Below are 19233 nucleotides of genomic sequence, written 5' to 3'. Positions count from 1 at the left end.
GCGCTCAGCGCTGCCGCCGCCAATCCGCCAGCATCGCCAGCGACTGCCCGTAGCTGTGGCTGAGTTGGGCGTCGTCGTAGCGATGTGCGCTGCCCACCGGGCAGGCCAGGCGCGACAGGCAACTGCGGGCGCAGGGCGAGCCGGGGCGCAGGCGTTCGTCGCTGCAGGCGGTGAGCTGGAAGGGCTCGCCGGCGGCGCCGGCCGGGCAGGCGGCCAGGCAGGGGAGAGTGGCGCAGTCGAGGCAGGGATTGGCGCCACCGGTACTGCCGCCGGGCAGGAAATCGCTGTCGGTGACGATGGCGGCGCGGTAGGCGTGCCAGCTGCCCCAGACGGCATCGACGCCGACCATGAAGGGCGAGGCGTGATGCCAGCCGGCCAGCCTGCCGAGCGCCTGCAGGCCGATCGCGGCGCTGCCGGGATAGACGATTCGGTAGCGGCAAGCCGGGCAATGCCCGGCAAAGAAGCGATCGACCGTCGCCACAGTGTAGTCGTCGATCGGGTTGGGGCCGCCGATGCCGGCCGCCTGCACGCATTCCCAGAGGTGGCGGCCGGCGTGGCCGAGCAGGATCAGTTGCCGTTCGCCGGGGGCGAGCGCCAGCGGGGCGAGCAGTTCGTCGGGCAGGGCGGCGAGGTCGAAGACGTAGTGCCGGTTGAGGCCGGCGGCGTCGAGGAAGGCCGCCGGCAGCGCGGGGCGGCTCATTGCCGGGCGGCGACCCAGTCGAGCAGGGCGTCGATCGCGGCGCCGCCTTCCTGGGCCTGCGCGTCGTTGATCAGGAAAGTCAGCGCGTAGCGCCGGCCGGCGGCATCGAGCGCGTAGCCGGCGGCGCTGCGCACGCCGTCGAGAGTGCCGGTCTTGATGTGGGCACGGCCAGCCACCGGGCTGCCGTTGAGGCGCTTCTTCATCGTCCCGTCGACGCCGGCCAGCGGCAGGCTGGCGATGAACTCGGGCATCAGCGGACTGCGCCAGGCGTCGAGCAGCAACTGGTTGAGCTGGCTGGCGCTGATCCGTTCCAGGCGCGACAGGCCGGAGCCATTGTCGAGCACCAGACCGGGGAAGTCGAGGCCGCGCGTGCCCAGCCAGGCGGCGACGCGCCGCCGCGCCTGTTCGGCACTGGCCGGCGTGCCGTCGTTGCCGAGGCTGAGGAAGACCTGGCGGGCCATCACGTTGTTGCTGAACTTGTTGATGTCGCGGACGAGATCGGCGAGCGGCGCCGATTCCTGGCGGGCGAGCGGGATCGCCCCGGCCGGCGTGCGGCCATTGCGGACGCGGCCGTCGAGGCGGCCGCCGAGTTCCCGCCACAGTGCGCGCAACAGGCCATCGGCGTGGGCGTCGGCGGAGAGCGGGGCGAGGTTGAGGCTGCGTTCGCCGCAGCGGTTGGCGTAGCTGCCGCGCACTTCGAGGCGGCGCCCGCTGCTTTCCGGCTTGACGCTGAGCTGGATGCGGTCGCGCCAGTCGCCGGGGCAGGGGCCGTTGCTGGTGCGCAGGCCGTTGTCGACGACCAGGTCGGCGCTCGGTGATTCGAGCAGGATGCGCGGCCGGGCGACGTCGGGTTGCAAGGTGAAGCGCAGCGCCTGGAAGTCGAGCAGCAGCGCGTCAGGGCCGACGTTGTAGGCGCGTTGCGGCTTGTTGTCGAAGGCGGCGGGGTCAAAATCGACCGGCGCGAAGGCGCTGCGGTCGAGGACGATGTCGCCGGCGATGCGGTTGATGCCGCGCACGCGCAACTGGCGCAGCAGGAACCAGAGCTGGTCGCTGCTCAGCTTGGGGTCGCCGCTGCCGCGCAGGTAGAGATTGCCGGCAAGGACGCCGGCCGTGGGTTCGCGTTCGACCAGGGCGTCGGTCTGCCAGACGTGGGCCGGGCCGAGCAGATCGAGCGCGGCGTAGGTGGTGAGCAGCTTCATCACCGACGCCGGGTTCATCGGCGCGTCGGCGTTGTGGGCGAGTAGCGGGGCGGCGGCGTCGAGCGGCTGGACGACGACGGCGACACCGCTGTCGCGGATGCCGGCCGCCTGCAGTGCCTGGGCGACGCCCGGCGGTAGCTGGGCGCTGGCGGCGGGGGCAAGCAGTAGCAGGGTGAGGGCAAACAGCGTTTGCAGGATGCGTGGCATCGCTATTCCGGAAAGAAAATCGGGGTCCGTCGGGCCCCCGATTTTACGCCGGCGGTGAGGATTCAGCGGCGCTGAAATTCGAAATCGCCGATCAGTTTGGCCAGGGTCTGCGAGGTCTGCATCAGTTCGCTGGCCGCCTGGCTGGCCTGGCGGGCGGCGCTGGTGTTCTGCTCGATCAGGTCGGTGATCTGCTGCATGCTGATCGCCACCTCCTCGCTGGCCACCCCCTGCTGGCGGGCGGCGTCGGAAATCTGCCCGGCCATCTGCGAGACCTGGCTCGACGACAGGGTGATGCCTTCCAGGCCGGCGACGCTGTCGCGCAGCTTGCCGATACCGGTTTCCACTTCCTGCGATGCGATATCCATGCTGGTGACGGCCTGCGCCGTCACCGACTGGATCTCGCCGACCGTCTTGTTGATGTCGGCGGTCGAACTGGTCGTGCGCTCGGCGAGCTTGCGCACCTCGTCGGCGACGACCGCGAAACCGCGGCCCTGTTCGCCAGCGCGGGCGGCTTCGATCGCCGCGTTGAGGGCGAGCAGGTTGGTCTGGTTGGCAATTTCGGCAATGACCCCGGTGATGTCGCCGATCTTGGCGATCGACTGGTTGAGCTGGTCGATGATCCGGTTGGAGGCGGCGACTGCATCGACCACCCGCGACGTGGCGGCCATGCTCTGGCTGATGTTGGCGTTGCTCTCGTTGACCCGCTGTTGCGACTGGCTGGCGGCGCTGGCGGTTTCCTGGGCGTTGGCCGCCACTTCCTGGACCGACTGGCTGAACTCCTCAGTCGCCGCCGCGACGCCCTCGACGCTCGCCTGTTGCTGCTCCGATTGCAGCGACACCTGGCGCATCTGGTTTTCCAGCAGGCGGCAGCGGGTGTCGATGGCGCGCGAGGCGCTGTTGATCTCGTCAAGCATCGCCTTCAGCGTGTTCTGCATGATGCCGAGGTTGCACAAGAGCAGGCCGGGCTCGTCGCGACCGTCGATATCGATCTCGTCGGTCAGCTTGCCTTCGGCGATCCGGTCGAACAGGTGGATCGCCTTGCGGATCGGGCCGACCACACCGCGCACCAGCAGCGAGCCGCCGATCAGCGTCAGCAGGATGGCGCCGAGCAGCAGGCCGATGCTGAAGTTGCGCACCCAGTAGTAGTGGCTCAATGCGGCTTCGTAACGAGCGTTGGCGGCACCCGATATTTCCTCGATCAGGGCATTGCCTTCCCGTTGCATCTCGGCGTAGAGCGGGTTCACGCTGCGCAACAGGGTGATGTTGGTGTCCATGAACAAGCCCTGCTTGAGATGGTCGCGGGCGAGATTGATGCCCTCCTTGGAGTAGCGTTCGCGCACTTCGCCGAATTTCTGCAGCAGCGCCGTTTCCTTGTCGCTGAGTTTGATGGCCTGCAGTTGTTCGAGCAGGCTGTTGATCTCCTGGCGGTTCTTCAGGGTCGCCTCGATGTGCAGGTCGAGCGGATGGTCGTGCAGCTTGGCGAACTGGCTGCCCGGGTCGTGCTGCAGCGCCAACATGATCTGCGAGCGGTTGTCCGAAAGCAGGAACATCATTCGGTTGACCAGGTTCGAAGGTACCAGGTTGTTGCGGTACATCGCGTTCAGTTCTTCGTCGGTGCTTTTCAGGTTGGCGAGCCCGACGAGGCCGATCGTCGCCATCAGCACGATCAGTGCCCCCATCGCCAGCCAGATGCGGGCGCGCAGGCTCAACGTCCGGCGGCCGGTGGCGGGCAGCGAACCTTGCTGGCCGGCAGCCCGGTAGGCGGCCTCGGCGGCGGCTCGTTTGTCGGCCGGGGCCGGTGAGCGGATCGACAGGTAGCCGCTCGGCTGGCCATCCTTCTTGATCGGCACGACGAAGGCTTCGACCCAGTAATGATCGCCGTTCTTGCAGCGGTTCTTGACCAGGCCGCGCCAAGGCAAGCCGGCCTTGACCGTCTTCCACAGGTCGGCGAAGGCGGCTTCCGGCATGTCCGGGTGGCGGACGATGTTGTGATTCTGGCCGATCAGTTCCTCGCGGCTGAAGCCGCTGACTTCGACAAAGGTGTCGTTGACGAAGGTGATACTGCCTTTGAGGTCGGTGCGGGAGACGATGAAGGTATCGCTCGCCAGGCGCACCTCGTTCTGCGTGACAGGCTGGTTGTTTTTCATGTTCGCTCCAGGGGGCAAGCGTTGCTGGCCGGACTTCTCCGCCGCATTTCCTCATCCGCTGCGGTTGCCGTTTGGGGGCGAATATATAACTTTAGTTCTAGTTCGTGTGGGGCTTTGCTTTCCCGAAACACTGTGCAAAAAAAACCCGGCGGACGCCGGGTTGGTTTGTTTTATTTGCCTGCGTCCTGCTCGTAGATCACGTCGGCCCGTCGGTTCTCCGCCCAGGCTTCCTCGTTGCGTCCGAGCAGCTTCGGCTTGCGCTTGCCCCAGGTCTTGACCGTGACCTGGGTGCTGCCGGCGCCGTGGCCGAGCAGCGTGGCGCGCACGCTTTGCGCCCGCTTCAGGCCGAGGCGTTCGTTGTAGCCGCTGCTGCCGCGCTCGTCGGCGTGGCCTTCGATGCGTACCCGGGTTTGCGGATGGCTCGCCAGGTAGCGGGCGTGTGCCTGCAGGATGGGATCGTAGTCGGCCTTGATCGCTGCCTGATCGAGGTCGAAATAGACGCTGCGTTGCGTGCGCAGGCCTTCCTCGTCCATGCGCATCGGCTTTTCGCCGGTTTCCGCGGCGGCCACCACCGGCGTTGCCGGTTGCAGTTCGGACGGCACTTCCTGGCCGAGCAGCCCGGGGTGCACCTTGAGCGCTCCGCTCTGGGCGATCTGCCGGGAGCGTGACGGATCGTTGCCGGTGGCGCAGGCGCTGAGTAGGGAGGCAAGCAACAGGATGAGGGGAATCGGGCGCATGATGGTCGGGCAACTAAGCAATCGCAGGATGATAGCCGCTCTCGGCCCGCTCTACCAGTTTCCCTTGCGCCCGGGAAGGTGGGGTTTCGGGGCGGTGTATAATCGCGCACCAAATTTCGTTACGCCAGTTTCCCGTGATCTTTACCTTAGGCATCAACCACCACTCGGCACCGCTCGCCATCCGCGAACGCGTGGCTTTTGGCGCCGACAAGCTGCAGCATGCGCTGGCCGAACTGGCGCAGGCCAAGGCGGTGAAGGAGGTGGCGATCCTGTCGACCTGCAACCGGACCGAGATCTACTGTGCCGCGGAATCGGCGCAGCAGGTGATCGACTGGCTGACGTCCTACCACCAGGTGGCGTACGAGGAACTGGCGCCCTATCTCTACGTGCATGACCAGCCGGCTGCCGTGCGTCATGCCTTCCGGGTTGCCTGCGGACTTGATTCGATGGTCATCGGCGAGCCGCAGATTCTTGGTCAGGTCAAGGACGCGGTGCGCGCCGCGGAAGATGTCGGCACTCTCGGCAGCCAGTTGCACAAGCTGTTTCAGCGCGCCTTCTCGGTGGCCAAGGAAGTGCGCAGCACCACCGCGATCGGCGCCAACATCGTGTCGATGGCGGCGGCTGGGGTCCATCTCGCCGAGCGCATCTTCGATTCGGTGGCCGGTCAGCGCATCCTGTTCATCGGCGCCGGCGAGATGATCGAATTGTGCGCCGCCCACTTCTGTGCCGAAAAGCCGCGTCAGGTGACGGTTGCCAACCGCACCGTCGAACGTGGCCGGGAGCTGGCCGAACGCTACGCCGGTCGCGCCATCCGCCTCGACGAGCTGGCCGATGCCTTGCCGCAGCACGACATCGTCGTTTCCTGTACCGCCAGTCCGCTGCCCATCATCGGCCTGGGGATGGCCGAACGGGCGGTCAAACTGCGCCGCCACCGGCCGATCTTCATCGTCGACCTGGCGGTGCCGCGCGACGTCGAGGAGGAAGTCGGCGAACTCGACGACGTCTTTTTGTACACCGTCGACGACCTGGCGCAGATTGTCGAGAGCGGCATGGAGTCGCGCCAGGCGGCGGTGGTCGAGGCCGAGGGAATCATTGCCCAGCGGGTGCAGGAATTCATCGGCTGGCTGGAGGCGCGCGACACGGTGCCGGTGATCCGCGCCCTGCGCGATTCGGCCGAGCGCATGCGGCGCCACGAAGTCGAGCATGCGCTGAAGTTGCTGGCGCGTGGCGAGGCGCCGGAGAAGGTGGTCGAACAACTGGCGCAGCGTCTGAGCAACAAGTTCCTGCACGCGCCGACCAGCGCCCTCGGCGCGGCCGAAGGCGAGGACAGGCAACGCCTGCAGCAGACGGTAGCGCGTCTGTTCCACCTGCACGGCGACTGAGCGCCAGGGGGGCTTCAGTCGCTGCCGCTCGTCGGGCGGTTGAGGACGATGCGGTTGCGGCCGCTGCGCTTGGCGTCAAGCAGCGCGTCGTCGGCGGCTTCGATCAGGGTCGAGGTGGTCAGGTAATCGGGTAGCGCGGCGACGCCGCAACTGAAGGTGACGCGCAAGGTGCCCTGGGCGTGGGCGTGCGGTAGCTGGCCGAAATCGAGACGGATTTGGTCGATCAGGCGGACCGCGTGCTCCGGGTCGATGTCGGGCAGCGCAATCAGGAATTCCTCGCCGCCGTAGCGGCCGACCAGGTCGGTGTTGCGCAGGCGGCCACGGAGCAGCCAGGCCAGGCTGCGGATCACCTGGTCGCCGACCGGGTGGCCGTAGGTGTCGTTGATCACCTTGAAGCGGTCGATGTCGATCATCGCCACCACCAACTGGCCGCCGGCCTGCGCAGCATTGAGCATGCGCTCGACCTGGAGCTTGGAGGTCGAGTGGTTGAACAGCCCGGTCAGGCTGTCGTGCTGGCCGGAATAGAGCATTTCCCGGTAGCGCTCGATCTTGGTCTTGACCACCGAGGCGAGGATGATCGGGTTGACCGGCTTGGTCAGGAACTGGTCGCCGCCCAGGCGCAGGGCTTCGACCTGCTGCACGATGTCGTTCTCGCTCGACAGGTAGATCACCGGCAGCGACTGGTATTCGGGAATCTGGCGCAGCGCGCTGGTGACTTCGACGCCAGTGCAGAAGGGCATGTACATGTCCATCAGGATGGCGTCGGGGCGGTATTCGCTGGCCACTTCGAGGAGCAGGCGCGGGTCGTTGATCGCCTTGCTGTCGATGCCGTGCTGCGTCAGCGAGCGCCGGATGTGGGCGACGGCGGTGGCCGAGTCCTCGACGATCAGTACGCGGTACATCTCCTGCTCGTGCATGTCCACCAGATCGAGGATACGCGACAGGACGTCGCTGACCTTGTTGCCGACCGGCACGCAGGCGTCGGCGCCGGCGCGCTGCAGCAGGACGATGCTTTGCAGGTTGGAGGGCACCGACAGGCAGTAGAAATAACTGGTCGGGAAGCGCGTGCGCAGGGCGATGATCGCGGTGATCGCCGCCGGCGGATAGGCCCGGCCTTCGACGTCGGGGATGAAGATGATGGCGAGCGGCGGCTCGTCGTCGGTGGGTTGTTCTTCCCAGCGGATGCTTTCCGGCTTGAAGCCGAAGAAACCGAGCTGTTCCGACAGCGAGGTGGACCAGGGGTGGCCGGCGCGGCTGACGAGAACCACGCGGCGCGGCTTGTTCCAGGTCTCCGCGGCTTTCCCCTCGCTGTTGTCGAGGACGCGCCGGGCCTGGATGGCCGGTGTTTCGTGGCGCCGCAGTTCACTCAGGATGACGCTCAGCTTGCGCTCGATGGCGACCGCCTGGTCGAGCGAGATCGGGTGGGTGTCGCGTTCGCCGTAGAAGGACAGCGCGGTGTTTTCCAGTTCCTGGCAGGCGCGGACCAGCCCCGGCAACTGCAGGCGATGCAGTTGTTCGGTGAGGCCGTTCAGCGATAGGGTGAATTCGACGAAGATGTCGAACACGCCCTGTTCGCGGTAACTGGCCCAGCCTCGCTCAAGAGTGGCGGCGAGGGCGAGCACGGAATTTGGAAAATTTGACATCGCGCATTCAGAACAATCGAACAATTATGCTGACGGAACCCGATCCTGGCAATCTCGGTGTATTACCGGGGGGGAACTCGGGTACCATAACGGCCCCATTCTCCTAGTCCCGCCGCCCGGATCGATGAAAGCTAGCATTCGTCAAAAACTGGATCTGCTGGTCGATCGCCTCGACGAAATCGATCGTCTGCTGTCTTCGCCCGACGCGGCTGGCGACATGGCCCAGTTTACCCGTCTCTCGCGCGAGCGGGCAGAAGTCGAACCGGTGACCATTCGCTACAACGCCTTTTGTCAGGCGGAAAACGATCTGGCGGAAGCGGAGGCGATGCGCGGCGATCCCGATCTGCGCGAGTTCGCCGAAGAGGAAGTTGCCGCCGCCAAGGCGCGCCTGCCGGCACTCGAAATCGAACTGCAGAAACTGCTGCTGCCCAAGGATCCCAACGACGACAAGAGCGTCATCCTGGAAATCCGCGCCGGCACCGGCGGCGACGAGTCGGCGCTGTTCGCCGGCGATCTCTTCCGCATGTATTCGCGCTACGCCGAGCGCCAGCGCTGGCAGGTCGAAGTCTTGTCGGCCAGCGAGTCCGATCTCGGTGGCTACAAGGAAGTGATCTGCCGCATCGCCGGTTACGGCGCTTATTCCCGGCTCAAGTTCGAATCCGGCGGTCACCGCGTGCAGCGCGTGCCGGAAACCGAGACCCAGGGGCGCATCCACACCTCGGCCTGCACCGTCGCCGTGATGCCGGAAGCCGACGAGGTCGAGGACGTCAACCTCAACCCGGCTGACCTGCGCATCGACACCTTCCGCGCGTCCGGCGCCGGCGGCCAGCACATCAACAAGACCGATTCGGCGGTGCGCATCACCCACCTGCCGACCGGCATCGTCGCCGAATGCCAGGACGGCCGTTCGCAGCACGCCAACAAGGCGTCGGCAATGAAGGTGCTGGCGGCGCGCATCAAGGACATCCAGGTGCGCGCGCAGCAAAGCCACATCGCCAGCACGCGCAAGAATCTGATCGGTTCCGGCGACCGCTCCGAGCGCATCCGCACCTACAACTTCCCGCAGGGACGGGTCACCGACCACCGCATCAACCTGACGCTGTACAAGATCGCCGCGATCATGGAAGGCGACATGGACGAAGTGCTCGACGCGCTGGCCGCCGAACACCAGGCCGACCTGCTCGCCGAACTGGCCGAGCAGCAATGACGCTGGGCGAAGCGCTGGTCGCGGCGCGGCAGAAGATCGACCGGCTCGACGCCCGCCTGCTCCTCGAACGCGCCAGCGGCTGTGCGCATGCCGACCTCCTGGCGCGGCCGGAAACGCCGCTGCCCGCGCCAGCCGCCGCGCAGTTCCTGGATTGGGTCGACCGCCGCGCCGCCGGCGAACCGCTGGCCTACATCGTTGGCGAGGCGGAGTTTCGCGGTCGCCTGTTCCAGGTCTCGCCGGCAGTACTGGTGCCGCGGCCGGAAACCGAGGTCCTGATCGAGCTGGCGCTGGCCCGCTTGGCCGGCCGGCCGCGGGTACTCGACCTGGGGACCGGTTCCGGCATCGTCGCCGTCTCGCTGGCGCTCGAATTTCCCGCGGCCGACGTCGTCGCCGTCGATCTCTCGCCGGCCGCGCTCGCCGTTGCCCGCAACAATGCCGGCCGTCTCGGCGCCGCCGTGCGCTGTGTCGACAGCGACTGGTACGCGGCGCTGAGCGGCGAGCGTTTCGACCTGATCGTCGCCAACCCGCCCTACATTGCCGCCGACGACCCGCACCTGAGCGGCGATGGCCTGCCCTGCGAGCCGCAGATGGCGCTCACCGACGGCGGCGACGGGCTGAACTGCATCCGCGCCATCGTTGCCGGCGCCGCGGCGCATCTGACGGCCGGCGGCTGGCTGCTGTTCGAGCATGGTTACGACCAGGGCGCGGCGAGCCGGAACTTATTGGCCGCCGCCGGGTTCCAAGACGCATTCACGCAACCCGACCTGGCCGGCAACGACCGTGTTTCCGGCGGGCACCTGTAATGCAACTGGAGTCCCCATGTCCGACGTACAACAACGCATCCACGCAACCGTCACCGGCAACCCGGTCGTCCTCTACATGAAGGGCGACGCCCGCTTCCCGCAGTGCGGCTTTTCCGCTGCCGCGGTGCAGATCCTGAAGGCCTGCGGCGTGAACGACTTCGTCACGGTCAACGTGCTGGCCGACGAGGAAATCCGCCAGGGGGTCAAGGACTACGCTAACTGGCCGACCATCCCGCAGCTCTACATCAAGGGCGAGTTCGTCGGCGGCTGCGACATCATGAAGGAAATGTACGCGGCCGGCGAATTGCAGCAGATGCTGGCCGACGTCGTCAGCGCCTGAGCGGCATGGCAGCATGAATAAGCCCCGGCAATTGCCCGGGGCTTTTTAACGGGCGCCGTTCAGGCGGCCTTCTCGGCAGTGAATTCCTCGTAGGCGCGTAACGCCTCGGCGGCCGTCATGTAGCCCGGGCCGCCGCCCATGTAGATGCTCACCGCCAGCGTTTCCAGGAACTGCTCGCGGGTCACGCCGAGACGGATCAGTGCCTTGACGTGGAAGCCGATGCAGCCGTCGCAATGCTGGGCGATGCCGATCGCCAGCGCGATCAATTCCTTCTGCAGTTCGCTCAGCGCACCGGCCTTCATCGCGCCGTTGTGCATCGCCGAGAAACCCTGGGTGGCTTCCGGTAGTTCCTTGCGCAGGGTGCCGAGGGCCTTGGTCAGGTCGGTGGTGACGGCGCGGTAGGATTTGCTGCTCATGCGTTCTCCCGATAGGTTAAATTAGAGAACGCTAATTTTAACCGGAAAGCGTGTCAGCCACGCTTTCCGGTGCCGTGTGCCAGGCTCAGAGGCGGTGGCGGGCGCGGGCGATGGCGGCTTTCACCTGCTCCGGTGCCGTGCCGCCGATGTGCTTGCGGCTGGCCAGCGAACCCTCGACGGTGAGCACGGTATAGACATCGTCGTCGATCAGCGGCGAGAACTGGCGGAACTCCTCCAGCGTCAGGCCGGGCAGATCGACACCCTTGAACTCCGCAGCCTTCACCGCGTGACCGACCGCTTCATGGGCGTCGCGGAAGGGCAGGCCCTTCTTGACCAGGTAGTCGGCGAGGTCGGTGGCGGTGGCGAAGCCCTGGGTCAGCGCGGCCTGCATGTTGTCGGCGCGCACCGTGATGCCGCCGGCCATGTCGGCGAAGATGCGTAGCGTGTCGGTGACCGTGTCGACGGCGTCGAACAGCGGTTCCTTGTCTTCCTGGTTGTCCTTGTTGTAAGCCAGCGGCTGCGACTTCATCAGGGTCAGCAGGCTGATTAGCTGGCCGTAGACACGGCCGGTCTTGCCGCGCGCCAGTTCCGGCACGTCCGGGTTCTTCTTCTGCGGCATGATCGACGAGCCGGTGCAGAAGCGGTCGGCAATCTGGATGAAGCCGACGCGCGGGCTCATCCACATCACCAGTTCTTCCGACAGGCGGCTGATGTGCATCATCAAGAGGGCACAGGCGGCGGTGAATTCGATCGCGAAGTCGCGGTCCGACACGGCGTCCAGCGAGTTCTCGCAGACGCCTTCGAAACCGAGTTGGTCGGCGACGAACTCGCGGTCGATCGGGTAGGTCGTGCCGGCCAGCGCGGCAGCGCCCAGCGGCAGGCGGTTGACGCGCTTCCTGGCGTCGGCGAAACGCTCGGCGTCTCGGCCGAACATCTCGAAATAGGCCAGGACATGGTGGCCGAAGGTCACTGGTTGCGCCACCTGCAGATGGGTGAAGCCGGGCATCGGCGTTGCCGCTTCCTTCTCGGCGAGGTCGATCAGCGCGCTGCGGAAGGCCTTCAGCAGAACCTGGATGTCGTCGATCGCGTCGCGCAGGTAGAGGCGGATGTCGGTCGCCACCTGGTCGTTGCGCGAGCGGCCGGTGTGCAGGCGCTTGCCGGCGTCGCCGACGAGCGCGGTGAGGCGCTTCTCGATGTTGAGGTGCACGTCTTCCAGGTCGATCGACCATGCCAGCTGACCGGACTCGATTTCCTCAGCGACTTGCGCCATGCCGCGCTCGATGTCGGCCAGGTCCTGGGCGCTGATGATGCCTTGCCGGGCGAGCATCCGGGCGTGCGCGAGCGAGCCCCGGATGTCCTGGCGCCACATGCGCTGGTCGAAATCGACCGAGGCCGTGTAGCGTTTGACGAGATCGGAGACCGGCTCGGAGAAGCGGCCGGCCCAGGTGTATTGGTTGGCGTTGGAAGTCATGACTTGGGTCTACAATGGGGCGCGAAACGAGATGAGGAATTCGGTTGAATCCGCAAGAAGAATGACAAGTATACGGCACTTTCCGGCGACCCAGCCGCTGCCCGACTGGCGCAACTTCGGCGTCATGCTGCGCGTCCTGCTCGGCATCAACCTGCTCGCCGCCGTCGCCGCGCTGATCCAGTCGCCGGACCTGGCGAGCTGGGGTGAGCGCTTCGTCGCCATGGCCTCGGTGGTCGAACCGTTGCTGCTGATCGGTCTCGCCGTCCTGTCGCTGTGCCGCGACCTGCTCTGGCGCCTGCGCCTGCGCGTCGGCCAGGCCTGCGTGCTGGCATTGGCCGGTGGCCTGGCGGCGGTGCTCTTCGCCTATGGACATTCACTGCACCTGGTCGAGGCCGAGGCGGTCACTCGCGGCAGCCTGCTCGCCATGACGGCAACCGGGATGCTGCTGCTCTATTTCGAACTGCGCTCGCGGGCGCTGTCGCCGGCCCAGGCCGAGGCGCGGCTGGCAGCGTTGAACGCGCGGATCCGGCCGCATTTCCTGTTCAATTCGCTGAACGCCGTCCTCTCGCTGATCCGGGCCCGCCCCAAGGAAGCCGAGGCGGCGCTGGAAGCGCTCTCCGACCTGTTCCGCGCGGCGATGCGCGATCCGTCGGAGCGGGTCAGCCTGGCCGACGAGATTGCCCTCGGCCGGCAGTACCTTGAACTTGAGCAACTGCGCTTGGGCGAGCGCCTGGCAGTCGATTGGCAGCTCGGCGAGCTGGCGCTCGATTTGCCGATCCCGCCGCTGATGCTGCAGCCGCTGCTGGAGAACGCGGTGCGCCACGGCATCGAGCCGCTGCCCGAAGGCGGCACCGTGGTCGTCGGCCTGGAGCGGCGCGGCGACGAGCTGCTGGTGCGCATCGCCAACCCGACCGCCGGTCGGTCGGCTGCCGCCGCCGGTAACCAGATGGCATTGCTCAACATCCGCGAACGCCTGGCGCTGTATTACGATCTCGAGGCTCGGCTGGAGACCGAGATTGACGATCACCACTACGAAGTCCGCATCGTGCTGCCATGCCAACGCAAACCCCGCTGAAAATCCTCCTGGTCGACGACGAGCCGCTGGCGCGCGAGCGTTTGCGCACCCTGCTCGGCGACATCGCCGGACAGTGCCCGGGTGAGATTGTCGGCGAGGCGGCGAACGGTCTGCAGGCGCTCGAGCAACTGGAAAAGCAAGCGGTCGACGTGGTGTTTTGCGATATCCGCATGCCCGGCATGGACGGCATCGAGCTGGCTTCGCACCTCGGGCGCTTGGCGAACCCGCCGGCGGTGATCTTCACCACTGCCTACGACAATTACGCGGTGCAGGCCTTCGATCTCAACGCGCTTGATTACCTGATGAAGCCGGTGCGCGCCCAGCGCCTGCTGACGGCGCTGCAGAAACTGCCTGGGACGCGGCCCGATCCCGCCGTCCTGGCCGGCATCGGTCAGGCGGTGCGCGGTGGCGGGCGCACGCATCTGTCCTGCCACGAACGTGGCCGCCTGCTGCTGGTACCGGTCGAGGAAGTGCTGTATTTCCGTGCCGACCTCAAATATGTGGCGGCGCGCACCGTCGAGCGCGAATACCTGCTCGACGAGTCGCTGACCCATCTGGAAAACGAGTTTCCCGAGCAGTTTTTGCGCCTGCACCGAGCGGTGCTGGTGGCGCGGCGGGCGATCGCCGGTTTCGAGAAAGCCGCCGGCGACGATGCCGAGGCCTACGGCTGGGCGCTGCTGCGCGGTGTTTCGGAGAAGTTGCCGGTCAGTCGCCGCCAGTGGGTGGCGGCGAAAGGCGGGCTGGGGAATCCGGTTTAGGCGCTGATCGCGTGGGCGGAGGCCGGCTGCTCGGCAGCCGGTTTCGTGTTGCGTCGGGGGATGCCTTGTTCGTCGAGCAGGCGCTCGATACGGAAAAAGACTTCCTGGCGGTTGAAGGGCTTCTTCATGAAATCGTCGGCGCCGATGCGGGTGCCGAAGAACTGTTCCATCGCCTGCTCGTTGCCGCTCATCATGATCACCGGCGTGTCGCGTGTCTGCGCATCGCGGCGGATGGCGCGCAGGGCGGCGAAACCGTTCATGCCCGGCAGCATGATGTCGAGGAAGACGAGTTGCGGACGTTTTTCCTGCAACTGGATGAGGCCGCTTTCGGCGTCGAAACACTCGATGGTGTCGAGACCGGCCGAGCGCAGGAACTTGCGCAGCACGGCAACGACGGTCTTGGAATCGTCAATGATCAGCACGCAGGTCCCCGGCGGTGGGTCGACCCGCGGCCGCTGCCGCCTTTCCACAGGCATCGGGACCACCTTGGCGACCGGCTCCGGTGCGCGGGCGGGGCGCCCGAAGAGGGATTTCAATTGATCCAGGATGCCCATGAATTTTCTCCGCTTGGTTCGATTCCGACGATCTGCCCGGGCTTTCCGGCGGTGAACGGAACAGTTCCGTTCGCCGGGAGCGACGCCGATTCATGTCGTATGCATTTGACCACGGGGGGCGCGGCAAGTCTAGTGCTTTTTCCCGCTGGGCTCTAGTCGATGGCGGCGGGCGTTGGCAAAGCGGCTGGCCGCCGCGACAGCCGTCGGCATAGCTGCTCGCTCAGCCACAGGGCGGCGTAGCTGGCATACCAGGCAAAGACCACGTCCGAAAGAAAGTGTGCTCCGACTGCCAGACGCGCCAAGCCGGTGCATGCCGTCGCGACGATGGCGGCGAGCAGCCAGGGCAGTCGTCGTCTGCGTCGCCAGCCGGGGGCCAGGAGCAGGAAAGCGGTGGTCGCCGCGTGACCGCTGACGAAGGCGCAGTTGCGCTTGCATTGGCCTGCCGGCAGGAAGGCCGGCGAAAAGGTCCGCGCGCCGTCAAAGGTCGCGATGTCCGAAGGTCGGGCGCGTTCCGCCAGGGCCTTGATCGCCTCCACGCCGACGAGCGGGCCGAGCAATGCGGCGACGAGCAGGAAGGCGACGCTGTCGCGGGTCGCGGGCGGCACGAGGTCCGGTCGAAAGCGGCCGATCAGCGCCAGAAGGATCAGCAACGCGAGCACGCCACGGCCGAGGCGCGGCACCCACAGATTGGGCAAGGCAGTCCAGAAATCGCCGCTGTTGTAGCGCCAGATGCCATCGCTCGCATAGAAGTGGCGGCTGACGGCGAGATCGATCTCGGGATGGGTGATGAACAGGATCGCCAGCACAAGACCGACGCCGAGGATCAGGCGGTACTCAAGGCTTCTGGAAGTCATCGAGCAGGTATATCTCGAGCCGGCGCGTGGTCCCCGGTCCGCGCGAACCGGTCGCGAGACTGGCGAGGTGTTCGTGGCGGGCGAAGCGGCTGGCGATATCGCTTGGCAGGGCGGCGGTGGAAAGGTAGAGCAGCGGCGCGCCGGGCGGCAGCGTCAGCGACTGGGTCAGCTCGTAGTGGTCGCGCACGCTGCCATCGGGGTTCCAGCGGGCGACGGACAGTTGTCGATCGCGCAGTTCGTATTGCAGGTGGGCGATCAGCGTGCGGTTGCCGGCGACCGGAATCGCTTGCGGGTAGGCGTCGAGCCAGGGTTCGAGTTGCTGCGCCAGGCGGTCCCAGCCGATGACCTGGGCGTAAGGGGTCGGCGGGTTGGCGCCGAAGGCGCGCAGTACCGCGCTGCCGTGATAGACGATGGCGCTGATCGCGATGTTGAGCACGATAGCGGCCCATAGCCAGCGCTGACGGCCGCTGTCGCGCAACCAGAGGACGGCGAGGATGCTTGCCGGGACGAAGGCCGGTGCGGCCCAGTTGGCGTTGGCCTTGCCGGCGTAGGCCTGGGCGCTGGCAAGCAACCACAAGGGGAGGGCGAAACAGAGCAGCAGCCGGGCGAAGTCGCCGGCCGGCGTGCGCTGGCGAGCCGACGGCAGGGCAGCGATGAAGGCAGCGCCAAGCAGCGGGCCGAAGCAGCCCCATTGGCTGGCGACGAATTCGAGCAGCGCGAGCGGGCCGCCGCCGTCGCGCTCGACGGTGATCTTTGCCGTGTGGCGCAGGGTCGGGAAATCGTGCTGGATGTTCCACCAGAGATTCGGCGCCAGGCACAGCAGCGCGAGGCCGGCGGCCAGCCAGGGGCCGGGCCGGGCCAGTCGCTGACGTTCGCAGAGCAGCAGATGGAGCAGTGCCGAAAGCAGGCCGGCCAGCATCGTGTACTTGCTCAGCAGGCCGGCGCCGCAGACCAGGCCGAGCAGCAGCCAGCGCCAGAGCCGGTCGTCGCGCAGGGCATCGACATAGAGGCGCAGCATCGCGCTCCAGGCCAGGACGAGCAGCGCGTCGGTGGTGACGGCGAGGCCCAGCCAGGCGAAGATCGGCAGGGTCAGGACGGCCAGCGCGCACCACCAGGCGGCGCGCGCGTCGCGGGCATCGCGGACCAACCCATAGACGAGCAGCGCGCTCAAGGGGTAGCAGAGCATGGCGAGCGCCTTGCTGCCCAGCACGCAGTCGCCGAACAACGCGGTCGACGCGGCGATCAAGGCCGCAATGCCGGGCGGTTTGGAGAAATAGCCCCAGCTCAGGTGCTGCGCCCAGCCCCAGTATTGAGCCTCGTCGACGTGCAGGGTGATGCCCGCCGTGCCTATCGTCAGCACCCGCCAGACCAGGAACAGCGCGGCGACGGCGAGCAGCGACGGCCAGCGGAAAAGGCGTTCAGAGGACATCGCTGGTCTCGCGGTGGCTTGCCGCCCGCTGCGGGGCGGCAGGCTGGTGCCAGCGGAGGTCGGCGCCAGTGTCCGGGGCGTCGCGCAGGACGTAGGCGCGTCCCGCGTCGGCGCCGAAATAGATGCGCGACAGGGTTTCCGCGAGGACGCCGGTGAGCACGCACTGGATGCCGATCAGCAGGGCGAAGAAGCCGGTCATCAGCAGCGGTCGGGTGCCGATGCTCTCGCCGAGCAGCTTGAGTACCGCCATGTAGAGCAGGACCAGCGACCCCAGGCCGGAAAGCGCCAGCCCGATGTTGCCGAAAAAGTGGCCGGGGCGGTCGCGGAAGCGCATGAAGAAATACACCGCCAGCAGATCGAGGATGACGCGGAAGGTGCGCGAAATGCCGTACTTGGATTCGCCCAGCCGTCTAGGGTGATGCTCGACCGCCATCTCCGCGATTCGTCGCGGCGTGGTCACGGTGCTCAGCCAGGCCGGGATGAAGCGGTGCATCTCGCCGTACAGCTGGATGCGGCGCAGCACGCTGGCGCGGAAGGCTTTCAGGCTGCAGCCGTAGTCGTGCAGGCGGACGCCGGTGACGCGGCCGATCAGCCGGTTGGCGATGCGTGACGGGATCTTGCGCAGCCACAGCCCGTCCTGCCGGTTGCGCCGCCAGCCGGCGACCAGGTCGAGGTCTTCGCGGAGCAGCTTGGCGACGAGCGCGGGGATATCGACCGGATCGTTCTGCAGATCGCCGTCCAGGGTGACGATGACATCGCCCGCCGCCTGGTCGATGCCGGCCTGCATGGCGGCCGTCTGGCGGAAGTTGCGCGCCAGTTCGACGCAGCGTACGTGCTCGCCCCAGCGCTGCCGGGCCTTGCCGATTTCGGCCACGGTGTCGTCGCTGCTGCCGTCGTCGACCAGCAGCACTTCCCAGCGCCACGGGTAATCGCCGAGGCAGGCATGGATGCGGTCGACCAGCGGGGCGACGCATTTTTCCTCGTTGTAGAGCGGAACCACCAGCGACAGGCTGTGGGCAGGGATGGGGCGGGGCGGATTCATGCGGGTGCGGAGGGCGGAAGGTTGGGGGCGGGAAGGGCGATCCAGGCCAGGGCGCCGGCGACGAGGGCGATCGCGATGGTGATCAGGTGCAAGGACAGCGCGGCAGCGAGCAGCGGCTGCCAGGGCAGGCCGAAACCGGCCAGCGGCAATGCGACGCCGGCTTCGTAGGTGCCGAAACCGGCGATTCCCTGCACCGGCAGGATCGCCGACAGTTCGCCGCCGAGGACGCCGGGTACGGCGGTGGCGACGGGCAGGCCGGCGAGCGCGGCGAGCGCGAGGCTGAGGCCGCTCAGTTTGCTCAGCCAGTTGGCGACGGTCCACAGCCAACTGGCGCGCGAACCGTCGAACATCGGCCGCAGGCGCTGCAGGTGGCGGAACGGGAAGCCGCTGCACTGGTTGGCCTCGGCCGTCCGCGCCAGATGGCGGGTCAGCGGCCAGGCGGCGGCGAGCCCGAGCAGCGCGGCGCCGCGCAGCGCGAGCGGCAATCCAGGCCACAGTACGACGCCCAGTCCGGCGAGCACGACGACATCCTGGACGCGCAACCAGAGCAGGGTGGCCAGTGCCTCGGAGAGTTGCAGGCCGGCACGGTGCAGCATCGCCGGCAGCAGCAGTTCGCCGGCCCGGAACGGAATGACGTTGATGCCGAGGTTGTGCAGCAGCGTCATGCGCAGCGTGCTACGCCAACCCAGCGCGAGGCGCGTCGCGAACTGCGTCGACAGGCGCGCCGCCCGGCAGGCGTAGGACAGGCATTGCAGCAGCACGAGCAGGCCGAGAACGCCCGGCGCCGGCAGGCGGACGGCCGCCCAGCTCGCCGCTGCCTGCCGGCTGCCGAGCAGCCAGAACAGCAAGGCGGCGCTGATCAGGAGGGAGACGGACAGCCGGAGGATCAACGGATTGCCGTCCGCAGGCCCCGGGGGGCGTTGCCGCGAGCCGGCAGCGTCGGCGGCGAGCGGCGCATCGTCCTCCGGGCGGGCCACCCGATCGCGGCGAGGCCGGACCGGAAAGGCCGCGGGCATTGCCCATCGGCGACGTGCCGGGAAATTGAGGCGGGCAGCAAGGTGGCGGACGCCAAGGCCGTGACGATTGGCTGGGCGGACAAGGAATGCTCCGGTGGATCGAGTCGCAGCAGACTAAGGCAAGGCCGTTAAGGAAACGCTGAACAATTCACCGAGCCCTGGAGAATGAAGCAGGTGAAGGTGATTTGACCGGGAAGTGGGCTGATTTTTGTGGTCCGGTACGGGGATTCTCGTGGCATTTTGTTCATTTTCC

Annotated in this window: 18 protein-coding genes; 6 read left to right on the top strand and 12 right to left on the bottom strand. The window is 67.1% G+C overall.

The features are described 5' to 3' along the window. Positions 1-4: 4 nt before the first annotated feature. The 4 genes from ACLIIZ_RS15890 to ACLIIZ_RS15875 all read right to left on the bottom strand — a co-directional run bounded on the left by ACLIIZ_RS15890 (position 5) and on the right by ACLIIZ_RS15875 (position 4990). Positions 5-700, bottom strand: coding sequence for a hypothetical protein (locus ACLIIZ_RS15890; protein ID WP_416693749.1), 696 nt, complete (start codon positions 698-700; stop codon positions 5-7). Continuing rightward, positions 697-2106: a D-alanyl-D-alanine carboxypeptidase/D-alanyl-D-alanine endopeptidase gene (gene dacB, locus ACLIIZ_RS15885; protein ID WP_416693748.1), complete on the bottom strand. Its 1410-nt coding sequence runs from the start codon at positions 2104-2106 to the stop codon at positions 697-699. Before dacB ends, ACLIIZ_RS15890 begins: the two co-directional genes overlap by 4 nt. Positions 2107-2168: 62 nt before the next feature. Continuing rightward, a complete protein-coding gene (locus ACLIIZ_RS15880; RefSeq protein WP_416693746.1) occupies positions 2169-4253 on the bottom strand; it encodes a methyl-accepting chemotaxis protein in 2085 nt (694 codons plus the stop codon). 170 nt (positions 4254-4423) lie between these two features. Then, positions 4424-4990, bottom strand: coding sequence for an OmpA family protein (locus tag ACLIIZ_RS15875; protein WP_416693744.1), 567 nt, complete (start codon positions 4988-4990; stop codon positions 4424-4426). Positions 4991-5124: 134 nt separating this feature from the next. Here ACLIIZ_RS15875 and hemA point away from each other — a divergent pair, with 134 nt between their 5' ends. Further along, the gene (gene hemA, locus ACLIIZ_RS15870; RefSeq protein WP_416693743.1) at positions 5125-6372 is read left to right on the top strand and encodes a glutamyl-tRNA reductase; all 1248 of its coding nucleotides are present in this window, start codon (positions 5125-5127) and stop codon (positions 6370-6372) included. A gap of 14 nt (positions 6373-6386) precedes the next feature. Here the strand turns inward: hemA and ACLIIZ_RS15865 are convergent, their stop codons facing one another. Next, positions 6387-8015, bottom strand: a complete 1629-nt coding sequence (locus ACLIIZ_RS15865; RefSeq protein WP_416693741.1) for a GGDEF domain-containing response regulator — start codon at positions 8013-8015, stop codon at positions 6387-6389. A gap of 124 nt (positions 8016-8139) precedes the next feature. On the opposite strand from ACLIIZ_RS15865, the gene prfA reads away from it, so the two are divergent. The 3 genes from prfA to grxD are packed head-to-tail and all read left to right on the top strand — an operon-like array spanning position 8140 to position 10365. Further along, the gene (gene prfA / locus ACLIIZ_RS15860) at positions 8140-9222 is read left to right on the top strand and encodes a peptide chain release factor 1 (protein ID WP_416693739.1); all 1083 of its coding nucleotides are present in this window, start codon (positions 8140-8142) and stop codon (positions 9220-9222) included. Continuing rightward, positions 9219-10025 (top strand): peptide chain release factor N(5)-glutamine methyltransferase, encoded by an 807-nt coding sequence (gene prmC, locus ACLIIZ_RS15855; protein WP_416693738.1) that lies wholly within the window; start codon positions 9219-9221, stop codon positions 10023-10025. Before prfA ends, prmC begins: the two co-directional genes overlap by 4 nt. A gap of 16 nt (positions 10026-10041) precedes the next feature. Beyond that, positions 10042-10365 (top strand): Grx4 family monothiol glutaredoxin, encoded by a 324-nt coding sequence (gene grxD / locus ACLIIZ_RS15850; RefSeq protein ID WP_374326832.1) that lies wholly within the window; start codon positions 10042-10044, stop codon positions 10363-10365. A 59-nt stretch (positions 10366-10424) separates the two neighbouring features. On the opposite strand, the gene ACLIIZ_RS15845 is transcribed toward grxD, so the two are convergent. Continuing rightward, positions 10425-10781, bottom strand: a complete 357-nt coding sequence (locus tag ACLIIZ_RS15845; protein ID WP_416693737.1) for a carboxymuconolactone decarboxylase family protein — start codon at positions 10779-10781, stop codon at positions 10425-10427. A gap of 85 nt (positions 10782-10866) precedes the next feature. Then, complete coding sequence (gene argH, locus ACLIIZ_RS15840) at positions 10867-12252, bottom strand: argininosuccinate lyase (RefSeq protein ID WP_416693736.1); 1386 nt, start codon at positions 12250-12252, stop codon at positions 10867-10869. Positions 12253-12313: 61 nt separating this feature from the next. Between argH and ACLIIZ_RS15835 the strand changes: the two genes are divergently transcribed. Both ACLIIZ_RS15835 and ACLIIZ_RS15830 read left to right on the top strand, forming a co-directional pair. After that, a complete protein-coding gene (locus tag ACLIIZ_RS15835) occupies positions 12314-13327 on the top strand; it encodes a sensor histidine kinase (RefSeq protein ID WP_416693735.1) in 1014 nt (337 codons plus the stop codon). Beyond that, positions 13306-14085: a LytR/AlgR family response regulator transcription factor gene (locus tag ACLIIZ_RS15830; protein WP_416693734.1), complete on the top strand. Its 780-nt coding sequence runs from the start codon at positions 13306-13308 to the stop codon at positions 14083-14085. Before ACLIIZ_RS15835 ends, ACLIIZ_RS15830 begins: the two co-directional genes overlap by 22 nt. Here ACLIIZ_RS15830 and ACLIIZ_RS15825 read toward each other — a convergent pair. The 5 genes from ACLIIZ_RS15825 to ACLIIZ_RS15805 form a co-directional block, all read right to left on the bottom strand. Beyond that, entirely contained in the window at positions 14082-14639 is a 558-nt protein-coding gene (locus tag ACLIIZ_RS15825) for a response regulator (protein ID WP_416693733.1), read from the bottom strand. The genes ACLIIZ_RS15830 and ACLIIZ_RS15825 overlap by 4 nt on opposite strands. A 152-nt stretch (positions 14640-14791) precedes the next feature. Next, complete coding sequence (locus ACLIIZ_RS15820) at positions 14792-15493, bottom strand: phosphatase PAP2 family protein (RefSeq protein ID WP_416693732.1); 702 nt, start codon at positions 15491-15493, stop codon at positions 14792-14794. Continuing rightward, positions 15474-16922, bottom strand: a complete 1449-nt coding sequence (locus ACLIIZ_RS15815; RefSeq protein WP_416693731.1) for an ArnT family glycosyltransferase — start codon at positions 16920-16922, stop codon at positions 15474-15476. Before ACLIIZ_RS15815 ends, ACLIIZ_RS15820 begins: the two co-directional genes overlap by 20 nt. Continuing rightward, positions 16912-17964 carry a glycosyltransferase family 2 protein gene (locus ACLIIZ_RS15810; protein ID WP_416693730.1) on the bottom strand — a complete coding sequence of 351 codons (1053 nt, stop codon included), beginning with the start codon at positions 17962-17964 and terminating at the stop codon, positions 16912-16914. Before ACLIIZ_RS15810 ends, ACLIIZ_RS15815 begins: the two co-directional genes overlap by 11 nt. After that, positions 17961-18980, bottom strand: coding sequence for a lysylphosphatidylglycerol synthase domain-containing protein (locus tag ACLIIZ_RS15805; protein ID WP_416693728.1), 1020 nt, complete (start codon positions 18978-18980; stop codon positions 17961-17963). The genes ACLIIZ_RS15810 and ACLIIZ_RS15805 overlap by 4 nt, the downstream gene beginning before the upstream one ends. Positions 18981-19233: the final 253 nt, after the last annotated feature.

The organism is Azonexus caeni (assembly GCF_048146105.1).
GTDB classification, from domain to species: Bacteria; Pseudomonadota; Gammaproteobacteria; order Burkholderiales; family Rhodocyclaceae; genus Azonexus; species Azonexus aromaticus_B.
This window is presented reverse-complemented; position numbering and strand designations above follow the sequence as displayed.